Raw genomic sequence first — 23,477 nt, forward strand, 5'->3', positions numbered from 1 at the left:
GTTACTTGACCACCACGTAAATCACTTCGGGTTACTCGACGGGCAGCGAGTCCGCGATATCGTCGTCGGAGGCCTCGGTGACCTCGTCCGGGCGGGCGTAGTCGTCGTCGCCGACGATGGAGTAGTTCGCCTCGGCGCTCCAGCTCTCGGTGAGCGCCGCGATGTCGTCGTCGGTCGCCTCCGCGAACGCCTCGATGGCGTCGGCCTCGGTCGTCTCGCCGACGGTCTCGTCGAAGATGGACTGGAAGGTGGCGACGGTCTCGTCGGTGTGTGCGTGCGGGTCGAGGTGGAAGTGCGCGAGGGCGTCGACGGAGTCGAGACGGCTGGTGAGAACGTGGCAGAACTGGAAGACCACCTCCGGGCTGGCGTGGTCGAGCAGCTCGGTCAGCGAGTCGAAGCAGACGACGATGTCGTAGTCCTCCTCGTCCCAGCGCTGGCAGTAGCGGCTGACGGCGGTGCCGATGCCCTGGAGGTCGTCGGGCTCGGCGACGGCGTCCATCACGACCGGTGCGCCGAAGTCCGGCCCGCCCTCCGCTGCCGACCGAAGCACGTCGCCGACAGAGATGAGCCCCTTGCGTGCCGGCTGCGTGTTCGACGCGCTCCCGAAGCCGGTCTGTTCGGCCTGTGCCTCCGGCAGGGAGATGGTCAGTTCTGCCCGCGTGTTCGGGTCGCCGGTCTCCAGCAGGTCGCTGCAGTGGTCGTGAGTCGTCGATTCGGTGGTCACGAGGACGTTTCCAGTGTCCTCGATGGTGTCTCGGTCAGTCATGGTAGATCGGCTGGGGACCCCACCCCCGGTCGTTGTCCGTGAATCGGCTCGTCACCTAAAGGTAGTTTCGGCCGATTGAAAGGTTGGTGATGAACGTTGTGGCCCCCTGCGATTTGCCGGGGCGGTTGCGGCGGCGACGGACCACGGCGACACGGTTATATCGGCGGCGACGGACCACCGCACATGGCCAGTCTCGCCGACCAGTTCAGGGCGGCCCCCGTGCTCGTCTCGCTCTCTCTCGGCAGTCTCCTCGCCTGCGTCGGGCTCTTCTTCGGCACGATGGCGCTGCTCGCGCTCGGCTACACCGACGGCACGCGGCCGCTGTGGCTCGCCGTCGTCGTCGTCGGCGTCGCCGTCACCGTCCTCTGGAACGTCTGCTACCCCCTCTACGACGCGTTCGCCGCTTAGATGAGCCCGAGCGCCCGGAGCAGCCCGACGAGCAGGTCCCCGTAGACGAACGCGGCGACCAGCCCGAGGAACACCGGCACGAGGAACGGGATGCCCGGCGTGACCCACAGCCGTTCTTCGGTCGTCAGCCGGTCCAGGCCCTCCCGGAGGCGTGCCGGCGACGTGCCGTAGGCGTCGCCCTCGATGTCGTCGAGGAACGCCGCCGCGCCCCAGGGGTCGTCGCCGGACCCGTCCTCGGTGTCGGCGACGGCTTCGGGCTCGTCGCTCGCGGGCGTGTCCAGCGTATCGTCCTCCAGCTTCACGTCGTCAACCGGCCCCGTCTCGTCCGTGGATTCCGCATCGTCCACCGGCTCCCCGCCGTCGGTCGCCACGTCGAGGTCGACCGCTCCGTCGGTCGGGTCGTTCGGCTCCGCGGGGAGCGAGTCGGGGTCCCGGAACCGCCCGGGGTCGTCCCGGAGTTCGACGAGCGTCGCACCCCGCCAGCGCAGGTACATCCGCACGGCGTCGAGGTCCAGCCCCGCACCCCGCGGGTAGGCGAGTGCCCGCAACCGCTCACCGATGCCCTTGCTCCCCGAGTCGAGCAGTTTCCCGTGGGTCTCCGGGACAGCGTCCCAGCGTACCGGAATGCCGACGAACATCCGCTTCGAGACGTGGCCCATCGCCCCGTTGCGGCCCGCCAGCAACAGCGGGTACGCGATGCCCCAGGCGACCGCGTTGGTCAGGATGGTGAACGAGAGCACCGCGACCGGTGCCGGCTCCGACACCGGCAGCGTGACGCCCGCGACCGACAGCACCTCGCCGCCGACGTAGCCCGGATAGCTCGGGTACAACACCGCGATGGTCATCAGCGCCCGGGCGTCCGCGCCGCCGAACGCGCCGAGGAAGTGGAACACGTACGCCATCGAGACGACGAAGCCGACGCTGATGGCGGTCGTGAGCACGAACACGCGGAGGTCGGTCCCACCCGCTGCGGCCGCGCGCTGCCACTCGACACCGAGCAGGAGCACGCCGAGCAGCGTCAGCGGGACCCAGGTGATGCTGTCGATGCGTCGCGTCTGGATGTCCCGGTACGCCAGCACGCCGAAGACGGGGACGGTCGCCAGTCGCAACAGGTCGGGCAGCGTCCCGGAGATGGGGCCAACGTCTACCACAACTCCCTCCCCCGCGCCGAGGCAATTAGAGGTTCCGGTGAGGAAAGCGGCGCGGGGTAACCAACGCGTCTTGGTAGACGATAGAGGGGCTACGAACAGCCAGAAAGCCCCGAGTCGCTGGTGTCGGGGGCCTCGCTGCGTCCCCAGAAATCGAAGATTTCTGGTGTGCTCACGAGACGCGAGCGTCTCGTGACCGGTCCTCGTTCCTGCGGTCCTTGCGTCGGCCGCCTTCCTCCAGCGACTCGCCCCTTTCAGTCCCACCCACCGCACCGCACCTCACACCTCCCCAGCCTCCTGCGATGCTCGGTCGCAAGCTCCCTGCGCTTCTCGTCCCTCGCGCGGATGGCTCGACACGCTCCCTTCGGTCGCGGTCTCGCCAGCCGCGCGCCACCCGGCTGAGTGGCTCTCGTCGTCGCCGGAGGTTTACAGATATGGTGAACTTTCGAGGTCCGTAGCTTCGCACCCCCGACAATAGCCGGGGGTACCACCTTGACCCAGCACGTCCACCGTCGAAGCATGACACTCGACCACGTGGAGACGCTCGAATGCACGCTCTGCGGCGCGACGTACGACCCCGAACAGGTCGTCTACACCTGCCCGAACCACGAGGGAGTGGCGGGTATCCTCGAGGTCGTCTACGACTACGACGTCGTCGACGACCGGTTCGACGCCGACCTCGACGGCGACATCCCGAGCCAGTGGAAGTACCGGGCGTTCCTCCCGGTCGACACGGACGCCGAGCCGGTGACGCTCGACGAGGGCGGCACCGACCTGCTCGACGCGCCACGGCTCGGCGACGAGCTCGGCGTCGACCTCAGGGTGAAGAACGACGGGCTGAACCCGACCGGCTGTTTCAAGGACCGCGCGACGAGCATCGCCGCGACGAAGGCCCGGTTCGCCGGCCAGGACGTCGTCACCTGCGCGTCGACGGGCAACGCCGCGGCCTCGCTCGCGGGCTACGCGGCGCGTGCCGGCCTGGACTGCCGCATCTTCGTCCCGGCCGCCGCGCCCGAGGGGAAGCTCGTCCAGCCACGGGTGTACGGCGCGGACGTGCTCGCGGTCGACGGCAGCTACGACGAGGCGTACGACCTGAGCCTGGAGGTGACCGACGCCTACGGCTGGTACAACCGGAACGCCGCCATCAACCCGTTCCAGATCGAGGGCAAGCGCACCGTCGGTCACGAGCTCGCCGAGCAGACCCGGGAGTCGAGTCCGGACTGGGTCGTGTTCTCGATGGGCGACGGCTGCACCATCGCGGGCTGCTGGAAGGGGCTCCGCGAGTTCGCCGAGCTGGGCTACGTCGACGACACCCCGAAGATGCTCGGCGTCCAGCCCGAGGGCGCGAGCGCCATCCACGACGCCTTCCACGGTGCGGAGGACTACGAGACCGTCGCCGACACGCTCGCCGACGCCGTCGCGGTCGGGCGACCCCGGAACACGGTGAAGGCTTGCCGAGCGCTGGAGGAGAGCGGCGGGACCGCGCTCACCGTCACCGACGAGGCCATCCTCGACGCCGAGACGCTGCTCGGCCGGACCGAGGGCATCTACGCCGAGCCGTCGGGCGCGGCCCCCGTCGCCGGCATCCAGAAGGCGCGCGAGCAGGGCATCATCGAACCCGGCGAGTCGGTCGTCGCCGTCGTCACCGGCTTCGGGCTGAAGGACACCGCGGGCGCGAAGCAGGCGGTCGGCGACGTGACCGAGGTCGCGCCGTCGCTGGACGACGTGGCCGCCCTCTACGGCGCTGGCGACGCGGACGGTGCAGGTGGCGAGGGTGACGCCGAGGGCTCCTCGGTGACGGGGCGGGGCGCATGAGTCCCTTCGAGGACGGCCCCGACCAGTACCCGACCGACCTCGCCGGGCTCGCGGCCGTGCTGGTCAGCATCGAGTCGGAGAACCCACCCGGGAACGAGCGCGCCTGCGCGGAGTACGTCCACGACTGGTTCGACCGCCACGACATCGAGGCGACGCTCGTCGAGGAGCCCGACCCCGACCGGCCGCAGGTCGGTGCCCGCGTCGGGGGGAGCGGCGACGGCGGCGGCCCGACGCTCGTGCTGAACGGCCACCTCGACGTCGTCCCCGCCGGCGACCACGACGAGTGGACGTACCCGCCCTACGAGGGCACCGTCGAGGACGGCCGGCTCTACGGCCGCGGGAGCGTCGACATGAAGACCGGCGTCGCCGTCGCCATGCTCGCGGCACTCCGGCTGCGGCCGGACATCGAGGACGGAGCGCTCGACGGCTCGGTCGTCGTCCACGCCGCGATGGGCGAGGAGACGGCCGAACCCGGCACGCGGGCGCTCCTCGACGCGGGCTTCACCGGCGACTACGGGGTCGTCCTCGAACCGACCGAGCTGCGCGTCGCGACGAGCGAGAAGGGGATGGCGTGGTACGAGCTCTCCTGGCCGGGCGAGCCCGCCCACGCGAGCCGCCCCGACAACGGGGTGAACCCGAACGGACACCTCCCGGCGGTGCTGGCCGCGCTGGCCGACTACGACGCCGAGCTCCGCGAGCGGACGGACCCGCTCTGCGGCCGCGCGTACGGCACCGTCACGCAGGTCGTCGCCGGCGCGGACTCGAACAAGGCGGTGCTACCCGAGCGGGCGTTCGTGACGCTGGACCGCCGCATCCTGCCAGGGGAGCGCATCGAGGACGTCGACGCGGAGGTCGACGAACTCGTCGCGGCCCTCGAACGCGACCACGGCGTCCCGGCGACGTGGGAGCGCCACGAGACGTACGCCGCCGCCGAGATTCCCGTCGACCACGAGCTGGCCGAGGTCGTCCGGGAGCACACAGACGCGCTCACCGACGCCCCGACGGAACCGTGGGGCATCCGCGCCTCGACCGACGTGCGCGAGTTCGTCGAGCGGTTCGACGTGCCGGCCATCACCTGGGGACCCGGGAGCCTCGACCAGGCCCACAGCGTCGACGAGTACATCGACCTCGCCGAGGCCGAGACGGGGCTGGCGGTGCTCGAACGGGCGGCCAGGGAGCTCCTGACCGACGGCCACGTTGACGCCGACGGCTCAGCTCCCGAGTAGCTTCGCCTCGGCCTTGTGGAGGTGCTCGTGGAGTGTCGCCGTCGCGATGCCGAGCTCGTCGGCGAGTTCGGTGCCGGTGACCTGCTTCGGCCACTCGTAGTAGCCCCTCGCACGGGCCAGTTCGAACACCTCCCGCTGGCGGGCGGAGAGCGACGTGAGCGAGAACGGGGCCTCGCCCGCCGCGTCGCTGGTGCGTGTGAGCCCCTCGACGGAGATGTCGGCGTCCCGTTCGGCCTCGATGCGCGCCAGTACGTCGTGTACATCCTCGCGGCTCCGGGTCGTCAGGAGCGTCCAGCGTTCGCGGCCGTCGTGCGTGTCGACCGGCCGTGCGGTGACGAACTCCCGGGAGAGGAACGCGCCGCTGATCTGGGCGCTCGCGTCGTGGTCGATGAGCAGGTCGCGGGTCGCGTTCCCGGGCTTCGCCGTCCGTGCCGCCGACCCGAGCGTCGTGGCCGGGACCGGGGTCACGGCGTGGACCTGCGGGAACGACCGTATCGTCTCCTCGCCGTCGTCGAGCGCCCGCCGCCGGTCGGCGTAGAGCGTGACGAGCGAGGTGGTCCGGTCCCCGGTCGTCGTCGCGACGACGCGTCCGAGGACGCCCACGTCGGTCCGTTCGGTCGTCTCGATGGTCCAGCAGTCGGGATGCCAGACCGACAGCGTCACCCGGAGCGGGTCGGGGTCGGCGCTCATTGCTCTGCTGTGGGGTACGCGGCACAACCCGTATAGCTACCGCTCGGTCGTTCGAACGGCCGAGCTCGGTCCAGACGGAGGCAGACCGTGGTTCGACCAGTCGGAGAGAGAGAAACGGCCGGGTGCGACGCTCGAAAACGAGACGCGACCGTCGAACGTCGGTGGGTCCTCAGATGACGCGGTTCTCCCTGCTAAGAGGCGTTCAAACAGTTATACACACTTTTGGTTCTGCACTGAGACGCCCTGAGCATGCCGAATAGGACGGAGCGAATCATGGTGCGGATGACTCCACGGAAGAAGGAGAAGTTTGAGGAGTATCTGGAGGAGACCGGCGAGTATCCATCGCTGAGTCAATTACTACGAGCGAGTGCGAACGAAAAAGTCGAGGGACGCATGCGCGGTGGTGAGGGCGCTAGCATTGACGCTGAGGAAGTGACGAACGCGGTTGAAATTGCCATCGGTGACGTGACGGAGCGACTCGAGCGAATCGAACAGGAAGTGGCACGCGTCGATACCGCAGTCCAGCCTGATGAGGAGGATATCGATACGTTGGCTGACGACATTGCGGTTCAATTACCGGTGATGGATTCGGGGGATGGATTCAAACCGGGGAACGATGTGTTGCGGGAAGCGACGCACGGTGACGTCGACGGTATCGACTATGCACGAGATATATCGACGGTTGGGGCATGGTCGGACTATGTCGATGCTGATGCCAATAAGACACGTCGGGCACTGTCACGTGCTGCGAGTTGGTATCCTGACGTAAAGTGGGTTCACGACGACGATCTCGGAGAACGTCGGTACTTCCGGATTTCGGAGGCAGAATAGATGCCGCGTGGATTCAAGGACATTGAGGAGTGCCGTCCGGAAATTAAAGCGTACGCGAAAACCCTGGAATCCGGCACTGACGACAACGACGAGGATCAGCGAGCGACCGCTTCAACGAAACGGTACAAGCAGGACGTACGCTGGTTCGACCACTGGCTCGACGAGCACAACATCGACTCAGCGTACGATGTCACGTCGGAGCAAGCGTTGGAGATTGGCGAAGAGCTAACAGACCAGTATAACGGTACTACGCCGCGATATCGTTGGGATAGAATTTACGCGATGTACGACCACTTCGTAGCCCTCGAGAAAATTGACCGGAATCCGTTGGAACGCTGGAATGGTGATAAGAAGAGTTTGTGGGGCATGTCGAAATCGACGGAGCAATCGAAGCAGCTGGGGGACGACGAGGACTACGCGGTGGATGCAGAAGACGTTCGAGCCATGGAGGAGAACGTCGGTCGAAATCGCGTTCGTGACCAGCTGCTAATCCGACTTCTTTGGCATACTGGGATGCGGCGCGGGGAGGCTGAAGCTGTGACGTTGGAGATGATGGACGAGGATGAGAGAGAAATCCATCTCCCGAGTAGTGTGACGAAGAACGGGAAGGACAGGATTGTTGCCTGGCAACCGAATCTCGATGGCCTACTACGCCAGTGGATCGGTGGGCTTCGAGACGACTATCTCGGTGGGCGCGACCATGACCACCTGTTCGTGGGGGAACGAGGAGCGCCTCTGAGCGCGGAGGCGATTAACGAGATAGTGATTAGAGCCGCTGACAACGCTGGAATCAACAGGCAAACGTACGCGGACGCCAATGCCGTAGAACCCGAGGATGGGAGCGAACCGGAGCCGAACCGCTGGCTGATTTCCAGCCATAACATCAGGCACGGACTCGGTTCTCACTTGGTGCATGAGACGCCGATGTCGCTGTACGAAGTCAGTCGGTACCTTGGGCACCAGAGCGTGGAGGTGACCGAGCAAACGTACATTGAATATGACCCTCGGGCCGGGGTGGACGAGGCACACGAATTCGTGCCTAAGTAACGTCGAACCCCAGGGGTTGTCGCGTCAGGAGCCGACTTTCGACTCTCTGTGACTGTGTTCTGTGTTTGTGACTCGACCGAATCACAAGTCACGGTCACATGTGTTTGTGACTGGTGACTGTGACTTTTCACAATTCATTTTCTAGTGAAAAAAGGTATGTGGGTGGGGCGAGACGTGGGGTTTGATGTCCGAGTTTGCAACCGCGGTGAACGACGGTTGGGAGGCAGATCCAGAGTACGAACGAGCGACCCGAGAGGAAGCGCTCTCGGATGAGTTTTTGGCGGTTTTGGACGGCGACGCTGCCACCGCCGACGACGGCGACGACGGCGACTGACGGTCGCGGTTTCATTTCGATAAAGGGGTGTCCCGGCGATTTCATTTCGAAGATGGGGTCTTCATTTCGATAAAGGGGTGTCCCAGTGGGGTTTGGCTAGCCGGCTAGCCCGACACAACAGCGTCGCTACCCACCTAAATCGAGAGAATCGACTACTAACGGGCGTGACCCTTTTACCTAACAAAATACTAACTATTATCGTATGGAAGAAACAATTGAAACGCCCGAAGGCGACCCTACAGTGCGCCTGATTGAAGACATCGAAACAAAACTCGACAACGGAGAAACCGACGAGCTACGCGTCGAACTCCCAGTAATGCTTGAAGACTGGCGGCGCGAAATTGTACTCCGAACACTCCAGCGAGTCGAAGAACGTGAAGGTGATTCCCGATGATGGGTGCCGACATCGTCTTGCATACAACAGAGACGACCACTCACGCAGCCGAATCTAGCCCGTCTATTGGTGCGTTCGGTGGGTTCCTGCTCGGCGTGGTTGTCGTCTCAGTCGGGCTATACGTGCTGTTCAAGAACCGAGACAAGAAACGGTGCCCTGATTGCGCCACCGAATATAACCCCGACTTCGATAGGTCACACTGCTTCGATTGTGGTGCCGAGATGGAGCATGTATCGCGTCCACGTCTGATCGATAAGGTGGCGAATATGCACTCGACGGAGGGTTCGAGCGATGAGTGATGATGTCACCTGGAGCGAAATGGCCATCAGCACTAGTCTGGTGACCGTCGTCAGTCTCGCAGGGCACCTCGCAGCAGGCTTACCGGTGGAAGGTGCTGTAATCACCGCTTGTTCTGCTTTGGTGTTTATCAACGCCGCGTACTGGCGACTTCGAGGGCTGCCAATCACGCAGTGGTTGCCGATGTTCATCTTCGATGGCAGGCCTGTTCCAGAGGTGAGAGCCGATGAGTGAGGTAACGATGTACGAAAAGGGCAGAGATATCCTGATGCAGGCAATGTTCATCGGTTCGTTCTGCCTCATAGGGATCTTGTTGGCTGATGCGATTGCTTGGTTGAACCCACTCGCATCGGCGATTGCTACCGGAAGTATTGGCTCGTTTGTCTGGCGAAAGGAACAGCAGTTGCTCGACAGAAAGCTCGGCAAGGGTGGTGCGAGATGAGTGACGATATTAAACATATAGAGGAGGAGTTTAATTCGGCACTGCATGACGTGGTGGAGGGTTTCAAGCGAAATTATGCAACCGGGCTCAAGGACGGAGTTTTCTGTTCGGCAGTAGGATTCCTAATAGCGATAGGAATTGCAGAAACCTACCATATCGCACCGACGGTCATGTTTTTGACCGGGATCGGGATCGCAACCCTCCTCGCAGGCATCGAAATGCGGGAGTGGAACAAGGAACACGACAAAATGCACGATAGGGAGCCGCGCACCGACGAGTGAGTGGTGTCGCATTACCCTGCTTCTACGACGTGCGGGGTGAGCTAGCCGGGGGTGAGTGGCGGTCGATCGTGCTTTGAGGGTTCTTTTCAGGGCGTTTTATTCTGGCGAGAAGTGTTAAGTGTCGGAAGATACTAGATATAGAGTAGATACGACATGACTGAAAGCCCTCCAACAGACGCCGACGAAACGTACCGAGAAGACCACCCCGTAGACTACTGCCCGTCCTGCAACACGAAACAGGACGTGTATGGAATCTACCGCACCGACCTGGGGCACACGTCAGTTGCACGGACGACCGAGGAAGCGACCGGGAACCGCTGCGAACGTTGTGGCCACACCTGGATCAACATTCACCGCCCTGACCCCGACGATTACCCTAATGCCAACCTCGACGACTTCGCACGTACAAAGCCTACTGGTGTCGGTGAAAAGTCTTTCACGCTACTGGCTCAGAAGGCGTCACGTGCCGGTTTGACAATTCTTCGAGGCGCATTGTGGGGCTGTCTAACGGTCTGCCTTGTCCTCGCTCTGTTCTTCGAAGGAATACTGCAAAAGGTAGACCCAGAGGGGGTGACGAAGGATGCAAATTGAGCCGTTCGACGAAGACGACGGCTACCGCTGCTGGCTCTCCCCGACTGAACAAGACCAACTCACCAGCTATTATAACACGGAGCCGAAGAAGCGTCTGGCCGTCGAGTTGATGCTTGACGGCCTCCGGTCAGAAGAAGTACCGAGAGTCGCCACCCGAGACTTCCGGCGCCTCGACGCTGATGAAGAAGCATACAAGCTGCGTGTCAGAGAAGGCAAAACTGGGTGGCGAGAGTGTCCAGTGAGCAACGAGACCCACACCCTTGCGCAGACGCTGAAGAACGCGCAGAGCGCCACCAAGGAAGACCCACTCGTCGATGTCTCCGCACGCACCGTACAACGCTGGGTAGCGAACGCAGCCGAAGATTTAGCACAGAGAACGGGGAACGACGACTGGCTACACGTCTCGGCCCACGACTGCCGCAGAACGTGGGCTACATCCACGTACTATAGCCTCTCTGCACCGTATTCGTTGGAAGTGATTATGCAGTGGGGCGGCTGGACTGACGGCGACACGTTCCGAGAAAATTACCTCGGAAAAGAACCAGACCACCTCGCCGTGCAGATGATGGACGAAGCCGGACTGCGATAGCACTCCTGCTGAGTTACCAGCGCAGGTTGTCTGTGCCGATTGACGGGCCGCGCAGGGCACGCTCTCCCTTCTGAAGCGTATCTCTCTCCCAAACTTCGAAGCCAAAAAGATGAGTGAGGCTGGACTCCGAGAGAACCGGCTAGAATTATTACCTGATAGTACAGAAACATCAGCGTGCAGAACGAGGAGACACTGGAGACACCGACAGATTCCGACACAGAACCGGAGTCAGAAGAGCAAGCACTCCGGGAAGAACTGTACGACCAGTGCGACGTCTCCAGGTCGACCCAAATCGGCATCAAGTACATCCTCCCACTTCTCGAGGGCGTAGTCGACACAGATCACTACGACACTGACACGAGATCTAAGATTCTCGCCGAGATAGCGCTCTTCCAAGCATACACAGATGTCCCGAAGTTCAAGATGTTCGTCTGGGCAGCCTTCCTGCTTGGCAGCTACGACCTCTTGCACCCCCTGAATCCAGGAATATACAGCGTCATCTTCCTCGCGCTAGTCACAATCAACGGATTCGTTTCATCACTTCGTTCACCGTCGATGATGGCCGCAGAGTTGGAAGGTGCGACCGACGAGGACGGGATGCCGGCAGATTACCGAGCGAAGGCCTACACCAGTGTGAATACCAACGTTTCGATAGTGCTGTTCGTGTTCGCAGTCGGGATTCAGATTCTGGTGACTGGCGGGTTCGTGGAAGGGGAATTGATCACGAGGAACATCGCTGAGGGGGATGTTCCTTCAATCGGTACTGCGATAGTGCTGTTATTCTTGCCCGTGATCTGGAGACGCATCCGCAGAGACGACTAATCCCCAGTACACCCCCGATTCGACATCAAGAAACTGCCTCTCTACTACCACCGAGAGAGAACGTCAGTGCTCCGCCGGCCATAGTGCCGTAGAGTACTTGATACACATGTATTCCCATTTCTGGTACTGAAAAAATATAGAATAGAAGCAGAACCAATAGTGGGAACTCAGAGCCCTAATGCTATTTGCACAGAATCAGGTAACAAATCCGAAAGCTGTTCCGATGTCCCTTTCTCTTCATTTGTTAGAATCTCCATTTGTCTTCGTCTCAGGATTTTGAAAGTCTCATTCCGGATGTCTTGCGACAATTCGTCCTCATAGAGATTCAACATAACTTCCACCCTGTCGATCTTCCGCAGGTCATGTATCTGGCTGCTAGTTAGTTCTTTGTCTCGGGATCGGAGAAGCTCTTCATATTTTTCGTCGTCAAGCAGTTCAGAGTCCATATTATCCATCATATTAGGTTCTACATTAAGTCTACTGGAGTATTGAGCCCTGTAGGCTTACCCAGGAGACGATTCACCGAATATAAGACTGAAAATCCATCCACGAAACCCCTATGATGCGCTATCAAGGCATTAGCCGTGCCGTTCGCGGAACCGTTCTTTGGAGCAATCGTCGCAAAGCCATTCGTCCGTCTCGGGCTCGTGGCGGGTCGCTGGGTCGCCGCAGACGGCACATTCGTGGTCAGGCATACTCAGAAATTCAATCCGGGCTGTCAAAATAGTAGGCATTAGGGGCGGTGCGCGTCCCACAGCTCGGACTTCGCCCAGGAATTGATGCGGCGTTCTTGAGGATCAAGACGCTCCTTGCCATATTCGTTGAGAATCGATTGGAGCATCCTCCGATCTCGCTTCGTCAGCACGAGATCTCGTCCGATTCTATTGAGGAGACGATCGTAGTCAGCTATCCCGGCACCGACTACCCGGCAGTAGTTCACCGCCTCTTTGATAGCCCGTCGCTGACCGTGATTAAACAGGGTTTCAGGGTCTGCACGCTGCGATTCCAGACGGACGTCCCGAGGGACAGCTGTGCTCATCGGGATTCACCGGCGAATTCGCCGAGCCGCTGCTGTGGGGTCTCGATCTCGAACGATCTGCGGTCGAAAACCACCGCCTGTGACTTGGCCACGAACTCGGACGTTCCATCAGACTGACTGACCTTCCAGGCTTTTGCGGAGTAGTCTTCGACGGTAGCGACATACAGCGTCTTACCACCTGCAACCGGTTTCAGGTCGTTGTCGTCAGCCATCCAACCGGGGATGTAGACAACAGTGTCGATGCCTTTGTTCATCAGTTCAGCAATGACAGCAGCGCCCTTCCCAGAGATTTCTGATGTGGAATCGAGGGTGTCGTAGGATTCGACAGGCACCCGGGTCATCGACGGTCACCTTTAAGGAAGTCGGCGAGCCGGGTTTGGTCGCAATCGCTGCATATCCAGCGGTTGTTCCCGATGTCGATTTGTTCACCGACGGTGTCTCGGTCGGTGTTGCACGCGGCGCAGAAGAGTTTGCGCCGGAGGCGTTTCACGTTCTTCTCCGTTGTTTCGTTGAGTGTTCGGCTCATATGTGGAGGGGTGACGAAGCGGGGACACGCTTCGTCGAAGTGCCCTACGCCGGATTCGAACCGACGACACGCCGCCAGGAGGGCAAGAGAGAGTCGTAGAACCGACCGGTTAGTCCGAAACGAGGATGTCTGTGCCTTCAAGCGATTCCTCGAGAGTCGGGTGGTCGTCTGTGTTGTCGATAACGGTGACGTGGTCGGTTTCAGTCACGTCCGGCCCATCTTCGTCGCCGTGGGCGTCTCGAAGGCGGAAATCGTCTTTGTGGATGCCGAAGGCACGTTCGGCGTCCAGCACAATCTCGTTCTGATGGCTGTCTGAGTGGGACGGCCTGTCGCCCGCGCCGAGGTCAACATCGACTGTCCAGCCATCGTTCGGTGTTTGTCGGAGGAGCTGAACGCGGGCCACGTTGTCACCTTCCATTTGTAGTTGTATTCTCGCACAGTGCTCTGAGTGTTCGTAAATACGCTCTGAGTCGCGATCGTAGATGACGCTCCAGGAATCGCAGAGAGGGACTGAGGAATCGTAATTTCGCGACATTAGCAATCACCCTCTGGCGGTTCGGTGGCCGGTGCGTCCCATACTGGGACGTCCATGCGACGGGCGTTCAGGTACCGATTACGCTCGTCGGACAGATAGTGAATCCAGCGTGCTTTCGCTTCTCGATAGCTCTCCCGGATGCCGTCAGGAGTTTCCGGGGCTGCACCGAAAGTGCCGTAGACCTTGTCTTTCCAGCGGATGTTTTCGTTGCCGGCCAGTTTGGTGACGCCGCCAACGTCGATCTCGCCGTTGCCTTCGTAGCTGACGGCGACGATGTGCCGTTCATGGATGTCTCGCGGGTCTTTCTGTGGGATGTCGCGAGAGAGTTCTTCGGCTTTTTCGTCGGAGAGAGAGTGGTTGCGGAGGGATTCGATTTTCGCTTCGATGGTGTCGATTTCGTCTTGGTACTTCTTGTCTGTCATTGCAATTAGTTCTAAAGACATGTGTAAATAAAAGGGTTTGGTCTATAGCGTAATCCAATTAATTCATGGACAAAACTACTAAATGCATGCACGCACAAACATCCTGTATGAAAGACCGCGGAATACTAACCGAACGCGACCGAGAAATCCTCCAACACGACCCCACAAACGACCGTCGACCAGTCATCAGATCTCACGTCCGAAAACGCATCGAGCGCTTAGAACAGGATTTAGAAATTCTAGATGAGGAAGAACCAGAATTGGCCGACCAGCTGCGAGAACAACTTTGTATCGGGACGCAACACGCAGCTGTGATGGACGTCCTCGACGACATCCAGAGAGAACTAGAGGCCGTGCACGAGGACGTAAAGGATTAGCGTCAGATAAGCTCGAAAACCATACCATTAGTGTGTCTGCACTGTCACAGGCGCACTATGGACGATTGGCCCCGCCCGTCAGAAGAAGAACTGCCGGACATGTACGAAGACATCGACGAGATGGCCCGAACCGCAGAGCAGGAATTGCGAAACCACTTCACTATCGAAGATCATCCCGAAGAGCGCATTCAATTCGGCGAGGCCACACCTGAAGACTTCCTGAACGCAATCGACGCTGACCACGCGGCGATGATTGCCCTGTTTCAGAAAATCGCCGGACTGCCCGACCGCGAGTTCGAACGACAGTACGGCGTGCGCGGCCTCGGTTCCCGATTTCGCGACCGGAAATCCTCTCTGAAAGATGTCGAAGACGCACAGACGTTCGCCGAAGCGTTAGCGGAGTTGATGCCGGAGTCGCTGTCTCTGGAAGCGGCGTTGTTTGCGTTCTACAAAGCCTGGGAGGGCGACCAGCGCCGGTTCTACCGAATGCGGTATGAGGACGAGTTCCTGGAGTTCCTGAACGAGGAAGGGTACGAGGCGTGGAAGGGCAACAGCTTGCCGGGCGAGCCCGACATCGTCATCCCTGATTCGGAGCCGTTTCACGTGATTGGCGAGATTCGAGTAATTCAGCAGAAGGACAAGCAGAAACGATTCAAGGAGTTCCGAACTGAAGCGCACGAAGCCCATACGAATTTTGACAATATCCACTTCGTTGTGGTGGCGAACCTTGGACGTCAGTATCTCGAAGGCCACGGTCGAGAGACGGTGAGGAGCGAGATCAATAAGGACGGGGCGTCAGAGATAGATGCGGTGTTCTTCCATGATGAGCGTGACGAGTTCATTGAGCAGTTAGAGGAGTGGGATGTTCCGGAGAACGCCCAACAGTCGTTGTCGGAACTCGAGTGATAAATACCTTTAAGTAGTGTCGCTGGGGTATTGCTGAACGAATGAAAGGGCACGTCCCCACACCGGACGACCTCGCCGACCACATGGTTGCGAAGTTATTCGACGGCCACGAACCCACAGAGGGCGATACACTTCTCTACCCAGGCTGTGGGACTGGCCCGTTCGTTGCTGCCGTCCACCGTTACTGCGACGCGAACGACCTGCCTGTACCGGACGGCGTCGGTGTCGAACTTGACCCAAAGCATCTTACCAAAGCCCGCGAGAACCACGCCAACAAGAACGTCGAACTGCTGGAACGTGACTTCCTTGACGACTCGATTCTGGAGGACTTCAGCGAGTTCGACTATATCATCGCCAATCCACCATACGTCCCGATTGAAGGACTCAGCGAGGAGGAGAAAGAAGATTATAAAGCCAGGTTTGACACCGCAGAGGGACGCTTCGATCTGTTCGTCCTGTTCTACGAACAGGCACTCAAACTTCTAGCCGATGGTGGGAGGCTGTCTTTCATCACGCCGGAGAAGTTCGAATACACTAGCACAACTGCACCGCTCCGGCGGATTCTTTCGACGTACGACATCGAGGAAATCGAGCACGTCGACGAAGACTCGTTCGGCGATCTGGTCACTTTCCCCGTCATCACTACCGTCAACAACACCGAACCGACGGATACCCGCATCATCACTCGCGAAGGTGACGAACGCACCGTCTCCCTGCCTTCAGACGGTTCCAGCTGGGCGGCAACAGTCCGAGGCGGTGCTCCTGACATTGACTCCGGTGTCACCCTCGGCGACGTGTGCGAACGCATCAGCTGTGGTGTGGCGACCGGCGCAGACAGCGTGTTCGTGGTCGATGAAGACGAAGTACCACCCCAGTTGGAGGAATGGACGTACCCGACGACCTCCGGGAAGCAACTCCGGATCAACGACGGGCCCGACAGTGGCCAAGTCTTCATCAGTGCATACGATGAACACGGGAGTCTGACGTCCGAGGATGAACTCGGGGCGTTCGGTGATTGGGCCGACCTGCACAGGGAGCGTCTCGAAGACCGGTCATGCTACAAGAAGGGGAAGCGTGCTTGGTACGCTTGGCACGAGAACCCACCAATGGAGGACATCCTCCAGCCGAAGATCGTTTGCAAGGACATTACTGAATCGCCACACTTCTGGCGCGACGACACTGGTGAGGTTGTACCGAGACACAGCGTCTATTACCTGATTCCGGAAGATTCGGTAGAACTGGATGAGCTTCAGGAGTATCTGAACGGGCCGGATGCATCGGCGTGGTTAGAGGCGAATTGCCAGCGCGCGGCGAACGGATTCCTGCGTATGCAATCGACTGTGCTGAAGCAACTTCCGGTTCCACAGGAGTTCGGTGAGTCCCGCCAGGCGAAACTCACTGAACTGTGACGATGCAGCGATTCGCCGAGGGTGAACGCGTTCGCGTCGACATCCCGGACGAGAGCGACCCGGATCATGAACGGTGGCACGGTACCGAAGGTACCGTCGTCGATATCCGGGAGGACGATGCAGGGATGGAGACCGGCGACGAACGCGATAGCATTGAGTATCGGGTCGAGAGCGACGGTGGGGAGTCGATGTGGTTCCGCTGGCGCGACGTCCGACCCTCTCTCGAAGGTAGCGACTGTTAGTCGAGTTTGCTTTCGAACGCTGTGTGGGCTCGATGTAGCGAGAACAGTTCTGGACGCACAGTCGCGATCTTTGCTTGGCAGTCGTAGTCTACGACTCCAATACCATCGTCAGTACTCAGGACACACATATGATTCTGTACGAGCGCAACGTAGCACGCAGTCCTGTTAGTGCCGTCCGACAACCTGTCTGCTAGCGTACCGACCGGCACGTCGTCCCCAACGTCAGACTCGGCAAGGAACTCGATGACGCGCCGTCTACGTTCGTTAGATAGCGCTCGATAGGCGTCCTCTGGATTGATCGATGTAGTCGCAGGGGTGTCGGTCTGTTGCGATACGGTGTCTCTGATTCTGTCAAGCAGACGCATCAATTCCCTCTGTCCGAGTCTGCGCAACGGCTAGGTATAAAAGCGAAGACCAGGTCTCTTACCAAGCGTTTTCGACCAGTTCGTCTTCCGCGCACACATCACACACCGGCGCATCGACCGACTCAATCTCCTCGTCGTGGCGAGAGGTTTCGCCGCCCAGATGTTGCCATCCAAAATTAGTAATATGCACGTATTCGTGGCCGAGACCGCCTCGATCTACCATATTTAGTTCCTTGAGATTCGACAGGGCTTCCCGGTGCCGGTCAGAGTCGTAACCTCCGCCCACCCGCTCTCTTACCAATCGTTTGAGTCGATGGGAGTCGATGGGGTCATACCAGGCGACCACCCGTAGCATCGCGAGCTCGACACTCTCAGAGGGCATACCCCAGGGTTCGATGGGGAGAGAGTATGTATACGACCACCCTAAACCAGTCAAAAGAGTGACTAATGGCAGCCTAAATCCGGTCGCTATCGACGAATCGGCAGAATCGAAGAGGCTGAATCAAAGAGCGATTGCCAACGAGAGTCGTCCCGGCACTGGGGACAGCGATATGTAGCCGCATTCTCCTTCTCGATCAAAACTAACCGTGTGTCGCAGTGAGCACACGCTAAAAACGTCACCCGGCACCACCCCGGTCTTGGTCGCAGCTGGGGCACACCCACGGATTCTGAATCGATTCTTCTTCCACGAACTGCCTGAGGATGCGAAGACCATCAGCGACGTCACCACACACGCTGCATGTGACAGGGTTCCGCTCGCTCGACGCGATCTCTTCGACCAACGCACGCTCGACTTCCTGACCATTATTCATTTGTTATATCACACACTAATTTTAGGACTAAACAGGTTTAACATTGGTGTCGAGAACCACCACACGACACGTGATTTTGGGAAGCGATGAAGACGAGAAAAGCGAAGGAGGAGGGAGAGAACCCAACTGCGTTGAAGATGAAATCCCCCTTGACAAGAGAAAAAGGGGGAAGGTCACCACGGGGAACCAAACAAAGACGGACTATGCATATGGACGCGATCCTGTCAAGGCCCAAGCGGGCAAGCAAAAGTAGGAGCCGGCTAGCAATAAAACCAACGCGAATCACAGAGAATACTAGCCGGCAAGCCAAACCTGCCTGCCGGTAGTGGGTCGAGAATGAGGAAAAGTGTCCCGAGGCACCACCCCGGGTAGATGTTGTGACACGGGACACGAATGTGTCCTACACTAACCTAAGAACCGAGAGAACTTAAATATTACCCACGAATGCCACTAGCTAATCAGTTTAGAAAGACGGGGGAACCATCCCCGTCATGTGGCATGCCTATCATGGCTTTTCTAATCGCCACAGTCACCTGACCGGTGACACCCGACGTTTATCGTCTCACCATGTAGGTGTTACGCACGGCCCGCATTTGGAATCGGCAGGTACAGCCACTCTCTAGGTGCCAGAGCACCCCCGATATCCGAAATCGCCAGACGTAACGACGATGAAAACACCATATCGGGGGTATCGGGGGTAATCAGAAAAACTCAGAGCCAGCACAGAGCTACAATTGCTGCTACCTCTTTGTAGAAAATGGCCTACCCCCCAATACCCCAGATATTGTCGACCCGTCAGCCCTCGCCACACTGCTGTCGGTGCTGTCGCTGCAAGTGCGGACGTGATGAAAATTAGCTGCGGTGACGTGCTTCTCGGAATCTGCCAAAGCCTTAATACAAACAAGGTGGAATGTCAGGGTAAGCAACAGACGAGCCGTCCTAACCAGACGGGATCGAGTTTGTTGTGGCACGCCTATCATGGTATCTAGCAACAACCGCGGACAGTCAGACGACTCTCCGCACACGGCAGACGCAGACGAACAGAACACAACCAACGATTGCAACAACCACGGTTCCGACATCGACGGCAAAGTCGGCGATTCTATCCCAGCTAACGGAGACTCTCCCGACACAGACGAGTTGGACGAAGAGTCAGTCAGTTCGGACGAGATTACCGACGAGATCGAGGAGATGTTCGAGAACCAACTCGAACGTAGCGACGAGTTTGAGGAGCGCATCGAAGAAATCGTCGAGAACCACGACGGACGCATCAACTTCGAACACATCACCCTGAAGCTCGCACGTGAGTTCGAAGAAGATGAATCGTCGATTGATAGCGCGCTGAACGTCGTCGCCTCCGTCAAAGACGGCGACGTAGTCGGTGTCGCCTCTGCTGCGGAACGCGCGATGGGAGACACAGACTTGACGTGGGATATGGTGAAGGCCGGTTACGGGTGCGACCCGAGTATGGTCGACGCGACCGACGTCACGACGAAGAGCGATGTGACGTCATGGGCTCGCGAGAAGTGTGTCGAGTTCATGAACGACAACTACCATTGGGTGTATCTTGTTGACAAAAATCGTGGTATCGAGGAATTCTACGCGTACGACGACGACATCGGGTACTACGTTGACGATGCGAAAGACGTCGTCGGTCGGCTGATGGACGAACATCTCGGACGGCACAGCAACACTCACGAAGTCAATGAGGTGACGCGGAAGCTGAAGGCCGCGAATAAGGTGACGTCAGTCGACGAGATGAATGCCGGTGACAAGCCGCTGCGCTGTGTCGAAAACGGTGTGCTGGACGTTGAAACCTGGGAGCTGTACGACCACGACCCAGAGTACCGGTTCACCCGGCGCATCAACGCAGCTTGGAACCCGGACGTCGATACCAGCGATGTGGAGGATTTCCTTGACGAGATCACGAAGAACGACATTGACGCGAAGGTGCTCGCGGAAATGATGGGAGACACGCTGACCGACCACTATAAACGACAATGGTTCGGCATGCTGTACGGCGGTGGTGCGAATGGTAAGTCGGTACTGCTGAACGTGCTGCGAGCGGTGTTGGGGCATGAAAACGTCTCGACCGAGTCGCTGCACGACATCGCGGAGACGCGTTGGGCGTCTGGGCAGATGGCCGGTGGGATGGGTGCGTGGGCGAATCTCGACCCTGAAGTGTCGGCAAGGAGGATTGTGAACACAGCACCCATCAAGAACAACACGGGTAACGACGCTACGTCGCACGAGTTCAAAGGGCAGGACAAATTCAGCGCGGTGAACACTGCGAAGATGATTTTCGGCATGAACAAACCGTCGATTTTCGACGAAGAGAAGCGCGCTATTGTCCGTCGTATCAAGCCGGTCGAGTTGCCGTATGCGTTCCTGCCGGAGGATGAAGTTGATGATGATGACCCGATGCAGGAGGTTCGTGACTCCGACAAAGAGGACAAGCTGACAACGGATGAGAGTCGTGCTGCGTGGCTGCAAGTCATGGCAGAGGGTCTCCGTCGGCTCCGGGAGAATGATGGGTTCAGTTACGAGCGCAGTCAGCGGGAGCTCTTCGATTCGTATCAGTCGGCGGCAGATACGTTCTGGAAGTTCCAGCACGAATGTCTACAGAACGTCCGTACGACGTACAATGATACGGATACGCCGGTTTACCTGACGTTCAACGAGATTCATAGCGCCTACGCGAGCTACTGTCATGATCACGATGAGACCCCGATGCCGGAGAGTGAATTCGCGCAGGAACTGAACAAGATTGGGAATTTGGACATCGAGAAGTACCATCCGGGGGACGCTGACGGTGCGAATTCGCGGAAGTACCTGGCGTTCACCGAACATGGGTTCAGGCACGCGATAACGTCCACGCAGAAGCGTTTTCATCTGCGGGTCGATGAAGTGGATGTCCCGACCATGGCCGGCGGTGATGACTCTGACACGGAGCATGAGGGGTGCGAAGACCTGTCCGGTCGTGTTGTTAGTGCTATCACCCATCTGAACGAGGAAAACGACTCAGAAGCTAATTTCCGGTCGATTGTCGAGCACTGTCGTGACGAGGAGGAACTTTCCGGATTGCTCGATACCGTCGACACGCTCGAAGAGGGTGGCGTCATCGAACAGGACGACGGCGTTTACCACGTGGTCGAAGACGACGTGCTCGACAAAGGCGGTGAGGATGGTGTCGATGAAGACCTGTGTAACCGTGTACTCGCGGAGGTAAAGAGTAGTGCTGGTGAAGACGGAGTGACGCCACCGACGGTTGCTGGTGGCATCGAGGAGAGTGCTGGAGATGTCCTGCCGGTCTTGGAGTCACTGGTCGACGAAGGTGAACTGGAACGGAAGCCAGGTACGCGCTTCGCCCCTCGGAAGGGTGATGCCTAATGTCGGATCAAGAAGTCGCGACTGAGTCTGTGCTGCAATATCACGCGGATAGTCTTGGGGTCGACCTGGACTACCTCCTCGATGAAGGCAGAGAGTCGGGGTTGATTCGGTATGATGCCGCGATTCGTGTGGGAGATGAGACGGTGCATCGGTATCTGATTGATGGGACTCTTCGGGAATTCATCGAGTGGGCTGAGAGGGCTGTCGAAGCCAACTGACGTTCCGCCGCACCCTCGTTTCTTTTCATTTTCTTGATGTAGCATTCTGAGGGGTGCGTTTGCCACCTCTTCACTTCGACCCGACACCGTCGTTTCCAGTCTGCATGGTCTGCATGATAGGGGGTTCTTTGGGACGTTTGGCCGACCATGCACGGCATTTTGCGGAATATATTGACCGCTTAGGCCCGGAGCGGGGAATATATTCGAGGATCAACGATATATGAGAATTGGCATCAAATGTAGCGACGCGTTCGCGGAATATATTGGCCGGATAGGCCCGGAGCGGGGAATATGTTTTTTGTTTAGCGGTAGACTCCGATGTCAGAATAACACTCGCTACGATTGTAGCGACCGATGCGCTGTCGAGAACGGGTTTCCGGCATTATTTCCGCCGCTCAGCCCCGTTCCCGGCAGTCACATTGGTAGCGACGGCTAGCCGGCAAGCCGAGGTGGTCGAGGGTGCGTTTGGAGTTACTAATTCTTGATTCGTAAGCAGATTGATAGTGCTAGCCGGTTAGTATCACTCGGTTTTACAACCGACGCATAACCCTTTAATGTAACAAACACTTATCTAGAACCGATGACACAGTCGCCCGCTACGCCAGTGCCCTCCACGCTCTGTCGCAGCTCCCATTGAGAAATAGTTGGTCGAGTGAAAATAAGTCCAAGATCAAATATGGCAATCAACAATTCACAAGACGTTATCGACACTATCCAGAACAACATCGCATACCTGTTCGCGTTCATCGCGCTGCTCGGGTATGCCGCAGTAATCAAATTCACAGGCTCATTCACAGCCCTGCCCACCCACGGCGCCAGCGGATTGTTCTCCACCACAGGAGAATTCTACAGTTTCGACTGGGATGCCACAACCTACGTGGTGACATGGGCGATGGGCCTGTCAATCGTCGGGATCGTCGGCGCATACATGTCAGACCCCGTAACCGGGGACATGGCGTTCGAGAAGTTGTCTCCCGCCGAATTCCGAGCGCGCATCGATGAAGCCGCACTCGAACTCGCCGGTGCGTCCCTGTTCCTCATCGTCCCAGCTGTGAAGCTGTTCGACGTCGGGAATCTCTGGACGGATTTCGCGGGCACGACCACGTTCAGCGTCGCGATGATGGTGCTTGGCACGGTCGGCGCAGTTGCGGTGGTGTATCTCGACTAAAATTCCATCCAGGTGACAATCTATGAAGGATAATTTGCATTTGTTGCTTGCGTCTGCGATGTTGCACGGTATTGCCGGCAACATCATCCGGCTGACTTTAGGGCCGGATTTGCGGTTGCAGACGCTGCTGATGCTGCTTGTACTTGTCGGGATTTTCGTCTCCTGGATGGAATCTAATAACAATTAGGTGATTCAAATTTATGTCAACAATTAGTGTAGCGTCAATCGACATCGACATTCCAAGTCTTCTGGTGGGGGTCGGGGCCGGCGTCGCCGGGCTCGACATGCTCTCAGTGACCGCTATCGCCGGGTTCAGTGTCCTCAGCATTGGACTCGCAGCGGTTGCGTTCGGGTACCTCCACGCGAAGTACAACCAAGGGTGAATCG

At 59.0% G+C, this 23,477-nt stretch carries 31 protein-coding genes; 22 read left to right on the top strand and 9 right to left on the bottom strand.

Going from position 1 to position 23,477, the window contains the following annotated elements; all coding sequences use genetic code 11:
• Nucleotides 1–31 precede the first annotated feature (31 nt).
• A complete protein-coding gene (locus tag NOW55_RS16635; RefSeq protein WP_256401229.1) occupies nt 32–766 on the bottom strand; it encodes a DUF7504 family protein in 735 nt (244 codons plus the stop codon).
• Between the two features lie 183 nt (nt 767–949).
• Here NOW55_RS16635 and NOW55_RS16640 point away from each other — a divergent pair, with 183 nt between their 5' ends.
• Complete coding sequence (locus tag NOW55_RS16640) at nt 950–1,174, top strand: hypothetical protein (protein ID WP_256401230.1); 225 nt, start codon at nt 950–952, stop codon at nt 1,172–1,174.
• On the opposite strand, the gene NOW55_RS16645 is transcribed toward NOW55_RS16640, so the two are convergent.
• Entirely contained in the window at nt 1,171–2,325 is a 1,155-nt protein-coding gene (locus tag NOW55_RS16645; RefSeq protein ID WP_256401231.1) for an A24 family peptidase C-terminal domain-containing protein, read from the bottom strand. The two genes, NOW55_RS16640 and NOW55_RS16645, sit on opposite strands and share 4 nt — an antisense overlap.
• A 516-nt stretch (nt 2,326–2,841) precedes the next feature.
• Between NOW55_RS16645 and thrC the strand changes: the two genes are divergently transcribed.
• On the top strand, nt 2,842–4,137 hold the full coding sequence (gene thrC, locus NOW55_RS16650) for a threonine synthase (protein ID WP_256401232.1): 1,296 nt from the start codon (nt 2,842–2,844) through the stop codon (nt 4,135–4,137).
• Nucleotides 4,134–5,363, top strand: a complete 1,230-nt coding sequence (locus tag NOW55_RS16655; RefSeq protein ID WP_256401233.1) for a M20 family metallopeptidase — start codon at nt 4,134–4,136, stop codon at nt 5,361–5,363. The genes thrC and NOW55_RS16655 overlap by 4 nt, the downstream gene beginning before the upstream one ends.
• On the opposite strand, the gene NOW55_RS16660 is transcribed toward NOW55_RS16655, so the two are convergent.
• Complete coding sequence (locus NOW55_RS16660; protein ID WP_256401234.1) at nt 5,349–6,053, bottom strand: helix-turn-helix domain-containing protein; 705 nt, start codon at nt 6,051–6,053, stop codon at nt 5,349–5,351. The genes NOW55_RS16655 and NOW55_RS16660 overlap by 15 nt on opposite strands.
• A 249-nt stretch (nt 6,054–6,302) precedes the next feature.
• On the opposite strand from NOW55_RS16660, the gene NOW55_RS16665 reads away from it, so the two are divergent.
• The 10 genes from NOW55_RS16665 to NOW55_RS16710 all read left to right on the top strand — a co-directional run bounded on the left by NOW55_RS16665 (nt 6,303) and on the right by NOW55_RS16710 (nt 11,681).
• Nucleotides 6,303–6,884 (top strand): hypothetical protein, encoded by a 582-nt coding sequence (locus NOW55_RS16665; RefSeq protein WP_256401235.1) that lies wholly within the window; start codon nt 6,303–6,305, stop codon nt 6,882–6,884.
• Entirely contained in the window at nt 6,885–7,931 is a 1,047-nt protein-coding gene (locus tag NOW55_RS16670) for a tyrosine-type recombinase/integrase (RefSeq protein WP_256401236.1), read from the top strand. It abuts the gene before it with no gap.
• 184 nt (nt 7,932–8,115) lie between these two features.
• On the top strand, nt 8,116–8,265 hold the full coding sequence (locus NOW55_RS16675) for a hypothetical protein (RefSeq protein WP_256401237.1): 150 nt from the start codon (nt 8,116–8,118) through the stop codon (nt 8,263–8,265).
• 202 nt (nt 8,266–8,467) lie between these two features.
• Nucleotides 8,468–8,659 (top strand): hypothetical protein, encoded by a 192-nt coding sequence (locus tag NOW55_RS16680; protein WP_256401238.1) that lies wholly within the window; start codon nt 8,468–8,470, stop codon nt 8,657–8,659.
• 291 nt (nt 8,660–8,950) lie between these two features.
• Nucleotides 8,951–9,190 (top strand): hypothetical protein, encoded by a 240-nt coding sequence (locus NOW55_RS16685; RefSeq protein ID WP_256401239.1) that lies wholly within the window; start codon nt 8,951–8,953, stop codon nt 9,188–9,190.
• A complete protein-coding gene (locus NOW55_RS16690; protein ID WP_256401240.1) occupies nt 9,183–9,398 on the top strand; it encodes a hypothetical protein in 216 nt (71 codons plus the stop codon). The genes NOW55_RS16685 and NOW55_RS16690 overlap by 8 nt, the downstream gene beginning before the upstream one ends.
• Nucleotides 9,395–9,679 (top strand): hypothetical protein, encoded by a 285-nt coding sequence (locus tag NOW55_RS16695; RefSeq protein ID WP_256401241.1) that lies wholly within the window; start codon nt 9,395–9,397, stop codon nt 9,677–9,679. Before NOW55_RS16690 ends, NOW55_RS16695 begins: the two co-directional genes overlap by 4 nt.
• 153 nt (nt 9,680–9,832) lie before the next feature.
• Entirely contained in the window at nt 9,833–10,270 is a 438-nt protein-coding gene (locus tag NOW55_RS16700) for a hypothetical protein (protein ID WP_256401242.1), read from the top strand.
• Nucleotides 10,260–10,859, top strand: coding sequence for a site-specific integrase (locus tag NOW55_RS16705; RefSeq protein WP_256401243.1), 600 nt, complete (start codon nt 10,260–10,262; stop codon nt 10,857–10,859). The genes NOW55_RS16700 and NOW55_RS16705 overlap by 11 nt, the downstream gene beginning before the upstream one ends.
• A gap of 174 nt (nt 10,860–11,033) precedes the next feature.
• Nucleotides 11,034–11,681 carry a hypothetical protein gene (locus NOW55_RS16710; protein ID WP_256401244.1) on the top strand — a complete coding sequence of 216 codons (648 nt, stop codon included), beginning with the start codon at nt 11,034–11,036 and terminating at the stop codon, nt 11,679–11,681.
• 167 nt (nt 11,682–11,848) lie between these two features.
• On the opposite strand, the gene NOW55_RS16715 is transcribed toward NOW55_RS16710, so the two are convergent.
• The 4 genes from NOW55_RS16715 to NOW55_RS16730 form a co-directional block, all read right to left on the bottom strand.
• Complete coding sequence (locus tag NOW55_RS16715) at nt 11,849–12,127, bottom strand: hypothetical protein (RefSeq protein WP_256401245.1); 279 nt, start codon at nt 12,125–12,127, stop codon at nt 11,849–11,851.
• Between the two features lie 589 nt (nt 12,128–12,716).
• Entirely contained in the window at nt 12,717–13,061 is a 345-nt protein-coding gene (locus tag NOW55_RS16720; RefSeq protein ID WP_256401246.1) for a hypothetical protein, read from the bottom strand.
• Nucleotides 13,062–13,355: 294 nt separating this feature from the next.
• Nucleotides 13,356–13,664, bottom strand: a complete 309-nt coding sequence (locus tag NOW55_RS16725) for a hypothetical protein (RefSeq protein ID WP_256401247.1) — start codon at nt 13,662–13,664, stop codon at nt 13,356–13,358.
• 116 nt (nt 13,665–13,780) lie between these two features.
• Entirely contained in the window at nt 13,781–14,203 is a 423-nt protein-coding gene (locus tag NOW55_RS16730; RefSeq protein ID WP_256401248.1) for a hypothetical protein, read from the bottom strand.
• A 107-nt stretch (nt 14,204–14,310) separates the two neighbouring features.
• On the opposite strand from NOW55_RS16730, the gene NOW55_RS16735 reads away from it, so the two are divergent.
• From NOW55_RS16735 to NOW55_RS16750, 4 genes are read left to right on the top strand one after another with little or no spacing between them, the layout of a single operon-like run.
• Nucleotides 14,311–14,580, top strand: a complete 270-nt coding sequence (locus NOW55_RS16735) for a hypothetical protein (protein WP_256401249.1) — start codon at nt 14,311–14,313, stop codon at nt 14,578–14,580.
• 57 nt (nt 14,581–14,637) lie between these two features.
• Entirely contained in the window at nt 14,638–15,486 is an 849-nt protein-coding gene (locus tag NOW55_RS16740) for a hypothetical protein (RefSeq protein ID WP_256401250.1), read from the top strand.
• A 41-nt stretch (nt 15,487–15,527) separates the two neighbouring features.
• Complete coding sequence (locus NOW55_RS16745) at nt 15,528–16,895, top strand: class I SAM-dependent methyltransferase (RefSeq protein ID WP_256401251.1); 1,368 nt, start codon at nt 15,528–15,530, stop codon at nt 16,893–16,895.
• 2 nt (nt 16,896–16,897) lie between these two features.
• Nucleotides 16,898–17,137, top strand: a complete 240-nt coding sequence (locus NOW55_RS16750) for a DUF8139 family protein (RefSeq protein WP_256401252.1) — start codon at nt 16,898–16,900, stop codon at nt 17,135–17,137.
• Here NOW55_RS16750 and NOW55_RS20960 read toward each other — a convergent pair.
• Together NOW55_RS20960 and NOW55_RS16755 are read right to left on the bottom strand one after the other, a co-directional pair.
• Nucleotides 17,134–17,502, bottom strand: coding sequence for a DUF7344 domain-containing protein (locus tag NOW55_RS20960; protein WP_438266581.1), 369 nt, complete (start codon nt 17,500–17,502; stop codon nt 17,134–17,136). The genes NOW55_RS16750 and NOW55_RS20960 overlap by 4 nt on opposite strands.
• A gap of 58 nt (nt 17,503–17,560) precedes the next feature.
• Nucleotides 17,561–17,884: a hypothetical protein gene (locus tag NOW55_RS16755; protein WP_256401253.1), complete on the bottom strand. Its 324-nt coding sequence runs from the start codon at nt 17,882–17,884 to the stop codon at nt 17,561–17,563.
• Between the two features lie 500 nt (nt 17,885–18,384).
• On the opposite strand from NOW55_RS16755, the gene NOW55_RS16760 reads away from it, so the two are divergent.
• From NOW55_RS16760 to NOW55_RS16780, 5 genes are all read left to right on the top strand, one after another.
• On the top strand, nt 18,385–18,567 hold the full coding sequence (locus tag NOW55_RS16760; RefSeq protein ID WP_256401254.1) for a hypothetical protein: 183 nt from the start codon (nt 18,385–18,387) through the stop codon (nt 18,565–18,567).
• A gap of 725 nt (nt 18,568–19,292) precedes the next feature.
• The gene (locus tag NOW55_RS16765; protein WP_256401255.1) at nt 19,293–21,704 is read left to right on the top strand and encodes a DNA primase family protein; all 2,412 of its coding nucleotides are present in this window, start codon (nt 19,293–19,295) and stop codon (nt 21,702–21,704) included.
• Nucleotides 21,704–21,922: a hypothetical protein gene (locus NOW55_RS16770; RefSeq protein WP_256401256.1), complete on the top strand. Its 219-nt coding sequence runs from the start codon at nt 21,704–21,706 to the stop codon at nt 21,920–21,922. Before NOW55_RS16765 ends, NOW55_RS16770 begins: the two co-directional genes overlap by 1 nt.
• 676 nt (nt 21,923–22,598) lie before the next feature.
• A complete protein-coding gene (locus NOW55_RS16775; RefSeq protein WP_256401257.1) occupies nt 22,599–23,090 on the top strand; it encodes a hypothetical protein in 492 nt (163 codons plus the stop codon).
• Nucleotides 23,091–23,290: 200 nt separating this feature from the next.
• Entirely contained in the window at nt 23,291–23,473 is a 183-nt protein-coding gene (locus tag NOW55_RS16780; RefSeq protein WP_256401258.1) for a hypothetical protein, read from the top strand.
• The last annotated feature ends 4 nt before the right edge of the window (nt 23,474–23,477 follow it).

The sequence above is a fragment of the Haloarchaeobius litoreus genome, from assembly GCF_024495425.1.
GTDB classification, from domain to species: Archaea; Halobacteriota; Halobacteria; order Halobacteriales; family Natrialbaceae; genus Haloarchaeobius; species Haloarchaeobius litoreus.